The sequence below is a fragment of the Sphingomonas bacterium genome, from assembly GCF_903644135.1.
In the GTDB taxonomy this organism is placed as follows: Bacteria; Pseudomonadota; Alphaproteobacteria; order Sphingomonadales; family Sphingomonadaceae; genus Sphingomonas.
Map to the genome: position 1 here is coordinate 1 of NZ_CAHJXA010000258.1, position 4,111 is coordinate 4,111.

The following is a 4,111-nucleotide window of genomic DNA, read 5'->3' on the forward strand; positions in this document are numbered from 1 at the left end:
CGCCGCCGCGCTGGCGGAGCCGGTCGACCTGGCGCGGCTGGGAATCCTGCGCGCGCGGCTCGACGATGCGGTTCTGCGGTCGGGCGGCGAGGTCGTCGGCGCGGGGGCGCGGCGTTATCCGGCGATCGGCTCCTACCGGCTGCCGGGGGTCGCGTCGGCGACGCAGCTGATCCGCCTCGACCTTGCGGGCTTCGCGGTGTCGGCGGGCAGCGCGTGTGCGAGCGGCAGCATGAAACCGAGCCACGTCCTCGCCGCGATGGGCTGGAGCGAGGCGGCATCGCGCGAGGTGATCCGTGTCAGCCTTGGTCGGGACACCAGCGCTGACGATGTCGAGGCGTTCATCGCCGCATGGCGGGCGATGGCGCGCGCGTCGTCGCGCTTCGCGGCATGACCTATCTCGACTACCAGGCGACGACGCCGCTCGCGCCCGAGGCGTTGGAGGCGATGCTGCCCTGGTTGCGCGACGGCCATGCCAACCCGCACTCGCCGCACCGCGAGGGCCGGGCTGCGAAGGCGGCGGTGGAGGTGGCGCGGGATCAGGTGGCGAAGGCGCTGATTAGCCAAGCGGATCAGGCCGATGCCGGCCGGCTGTTCTTCACCAGCGGCGCGACCGAGGCGGCGAACTGGGCGATCCAGGGTAGCTGGCGACGGCTGCGAGGCCAGCGTCCGCGGATCGTCACGATCGCGACCGAACACGCCTGCGTGCTCGATACGGTGGCGGCGCTGGCCGCCGAGGGTGCGGATGTCGTCGTGCTGCCGGTCGACCGGGCAGGCATCGTCGACCTCGACGCCGCAGCGGCGGCGATCGACGAACGGACCGCGCTGGTCGCGGCGATGCTGGTCAATAACGAGATCGGGGTCGTTCAGCCGATCGAGCAGCTTGGCCGGCTGGCCGCGCGGGCGGGCGCGCTGCTGTTATGCGATGCGGTGCAGGGCTGGGGGCGCGTGCCGCTGCCGCTGCAATCGTGCGACCTCGTCGCCGTGTCGGCGCACAAGGTGTATGGCCCCAAGGGGATCGGTGCGCTGTGGGTGCGGCACGGCTGCGAGCCTTTGGCGCTGCTGCATGGCGGCGGGCAGGAGGGCGGCCTGCGTTCGGGCACGCTAAGCCCGTCTCTGTGCGCCGGTTTCGGTACGGCGGCGGCGTTGCTGGCGACACAGGGCAATGGCGATGTCGAGGCGCTGTGGCGGATCGCGCGCGAACGGCTGGCGCGACCGGAGTGGCTGCTCAATGGCGACGACACGCACCGCTACCATGGCAACCTCAACGTCCGCCGCGCCGGGCTCGACGTCAATCGGCTGATGAGCGACCTGCGCGACCTTGCCTTTTCCGCGGGGTCGGCGTGTGCCAGCGGCTCGGGACGTCCGAGCCATGTGCTGCGTGCGATCGGCCTGACCGATGCGCAGGCGCGCACGTCGATCAGGATCGGCTTTGGTCGTTATACGGGCGAGGACGAGCTTGCCGCGGCGCTGGACCGCATTGACGCGGCGGCGCGGGCGCAGCGGGTGGCGGCATGACGCGGATCGCCTTTGTCGGCCCGGATGGCCGTGTGACCGATGCCGATGCGGCAACGGGGGCGCGGCTGCTCGATGTCGCGCAGGCTGCCGGGCAGCCCCTGGAGGGCACCTGCGGCGGCGAGATGGCCTGTGCCACCTGTCATGTGCTGATCGACGCCGCGGACCTTGCGTCGCTGCCTCTGCCGAGCGCCGAGGAGGAGGATCTGCTCGACCTGGTCCCCGGCGCGAGGCGGTTCAGCCGGCTGGCGTGTCAGATCGTGCTGCCCGCCGGGCTGGAGCAGCTGACGGTGCGCGTGCCGCGCTGACGGGTTGATCGCGCCGCGCCGCTTCGGCATAGCGCCCCTGGGAGTCGGGCGGACGTGGTCGTCGCCAACCCGGTCAGGTCCGGAAGGAAGCAGCCGCAACGATTTCGCCGCGGGTCGTTCCGGCTCCCACCGCGCAGCGCGCATGTGCGCAGCAATGCTGCGTACAAGACGCGCAAGCGCGGCCAGCGGTGCATCGCACCGTCTGACGACGCGGCTTCGCCGCGGCGTGCCCCGGTCGGAGGTACCTCAATGCTCACCCGCCGCGACACGCTACTCGCCACCGGCGCGCTCTGCCTGACCGGCCTCGCCCCGGTCGAACCCGACCTCACCGCCATCCGCGCCACCCTGCGCGGCGGTCGCCTCGGCGTCGCCGCGCTCGACACCGCCACCGGTCGCCGGTTGGAGCTCGACGCGCACGCCCGCTATGCGCATTGCTCGGTGTTCAAGTTGCCGCTGGTCGCGGCCGTCCTCGCCCGCGTCGATCGCGGACGGCTTGCGCTGACCCAACCCGTGCGCTTCACCGATGCCGACCTGCCCCCAAACGCGCCGACCGTGCGAGCGCATCTCGCCGAAGGGGCCTTACCGGTCGCGGCGCTATGCGAGGCGGCGATCACCCTCAGCGACAATGCCGCGGCCAATCTGCTGCTGCCGCTGGTCGGCGGCCCGGCAGGACTGACGCGGGCGGTGCGCGGCTGGGGTGATGCGGTCGCGCAGTTCGACCGGAACGAGCCAGGGCTCAACACCAACCTGCCGGGCGATCCGCGCGACACCACCACGCCGGCGGCGATGCTGAGGCTGGTCGTGGCGCTGACGACCGGTACGGTGCTGTCGGCGGCGTCGAGGGCGCTGCTGATCGGCTGGCTGGAGGGATGCCGTACCGGCGGCAAGCGGCTGCGCGCCGGCTTTCCGGCGGCCTGGCGAGCGGGGGACAAGACCGGCACGGGCGAGCATGGTGCCGCCAACGACGTCGCGGTCGCCTGGCCCATGCCGGGCCGGCGGCCGATCATCGTCGCCAGCTTGGTCGACGCGCCGGCGGTGGACGACGCCGCCCGCGATGCCGCCCATGCCGCGATCGGTCGGGCAGTGGCGGCATGGATCGGCTGAACGCGCGGTGCGCCGTCTCTGTCCTCCCGCGCCGCGATCGGGCATAGCCGCACGATGACCTGCCCGCGTCACCCTTTGCAATTGTCGACGAGCGCGCGCCGGTGACCGGTTCGTTCGACCTGGGTGAGCCGCCACAGCCTGCCGCCGCAACGCCCTACCGCGTGCTGGCGCGCAAATACCGGCCGCAGACCTTCGCCGAGCTGATCGGACAGGATGCGATGGTGACGACGCTGGGCAACGCGATCAAGCGCGACCGGATCGCCCATGCGTTCCTGATGACCGGGGTCCGCGGCGTCGGCAAGACGAGCACAGCGCGGCTGATCGCCAAGGCGCTCAACTGCATCGGCCCGGACGGGCAGGGCGGCCCGACCATCGACCCCTGCGGCGTGTGCGAGCATTGCCGCGCCATCGCCGAGGGCCGCGACATCGACGTGATCGAGATGGACGCGGCGAGCCATACCGGCGTCGACGACATGCGCGCCGTGATCGACGCCTCGCGGATGACCGCGTTCAACGCGCGCTACAAGATCTACATCATCGACGAAGTCCACATGCTCTCCAAGAACGCGTTCAACGCGCTGTTGAAGACGCTGGAGGAGCCGGCCGAGAGCGTGAAGTTCGTGCTCGCCACCACCGAGGTCAACAAGGTGCCGGTGACGGTGCTGTCGCGCTGCCAGCGGTTCGACCTGCGCCGCATCTCCGCCGAGATGCTGGCCGAGCATTTCCGCAGGATCACGCAGCTGGAGGAGGTGGCCGCCGAGCCCGAGGCGCTGACCCTGATCGCCCGCGCGGCGGAAGGGTCGGCGCGCGACGGGCTGTCGATCCTCGACCAAGCGATCGCCCATGCCGGGCTGGAGGGTAGCGGGGTCACCGCCGCCGCCGTTCGCCAGATGCTCGGCCTGTCCGATCGCGGCGCGGTGCGCGACCTGCTGGCGCTGGTGCTGGCCGGCGACGGGGCGGGGGCGCTGGCCGGGATGCGGCGGCAATATGACGGTGGCGTCGATCCGCTGGCGGTGCTGCGTGCGCTGCTGGAGACGGTGCACGGCGTGACGCTCGCCAAGGTCGGCACGCCACCCGACCCGGCGCTGTCGGCGGAGGAGCGCGCGGCGCGGGCCGAGTGGGCGGGAGGGCTGTCGTTCGCGCTGCTCCACCGGCTGTGGCAGCTCATGCTGCGCGGTCATGACGAG

Annotated in this window: 5 protein-coding genes and 1 other RNA gene; all 6 read left to right on the forward strand. The window is 72.1% G+C overall.

All coding sequences use genetic code 11. The features are described 5' to 3' along the window. Positions 1-391 (forward strand): aminotransferase class V-fold PLP-dependent enzyme (locus HUU96_RS12390; RefSeq protein WP_174293080.1); only part of this gene is annotated, 391 nt, incomplete at its 5' end. After that, a complete protein-coding gene (locus HUU96_RS12395; RefSeq protein ID WP_438827082.1) occupies positions 349-1,515 on the forward strand; it encodes a cysteine desulfurase family protein in 1,167 nt (388 codons plus the stop codon). The genes HUU96_RS12390 and HUU96_RS12395, both read left to right, overlap by 43 nt. Next, positions 1,512-1,820, forward strand: a complete 309-nt coding sequence (locus HUU96_RS12400) for a 2Fe-2S iron-sulfur cluster-binding protein (protein WP_174293081.1) — start codon at positions 1,512-1,514, stop codon at positions 1,818-1,820. The genes HUU96_RS12395 and HUU96_RS12400 overlap by 4 nt, the downstream gene beginning before the upstream one ends. Before the next feature lie 36 nt (positions 1,821-1,856). After that, positions 1,857-1,954: signal recognition particle sRNA small type (gene ffs, locus HUU96_RS12405), an RNA gene on the forward strand. Positions 1,955-2,069: 115 nt separating this feature from the next. Beyond that, positions 2,070-2,924, forward strand: a complete 855-nt coding sequence (bla, locus tag HUU96_RS12410; RefSeq protein WP_174293082.1) for a class A beta-lactamase — start codon at positions 2,070-2,072, stop codon at positions 2,922-2,924. A gap of 101 nt (positions 2,925-3,025) precedes the next feature. Continuing rightward, the coding region (locus tag HUU96_RS12415; RefSeq protein ID WP_174293083.1) for a DNA polymerase III subunit gamma/tau at positions 3,026-4,111 on the forward strand (1,086 nt) is incomplete at its 3' end.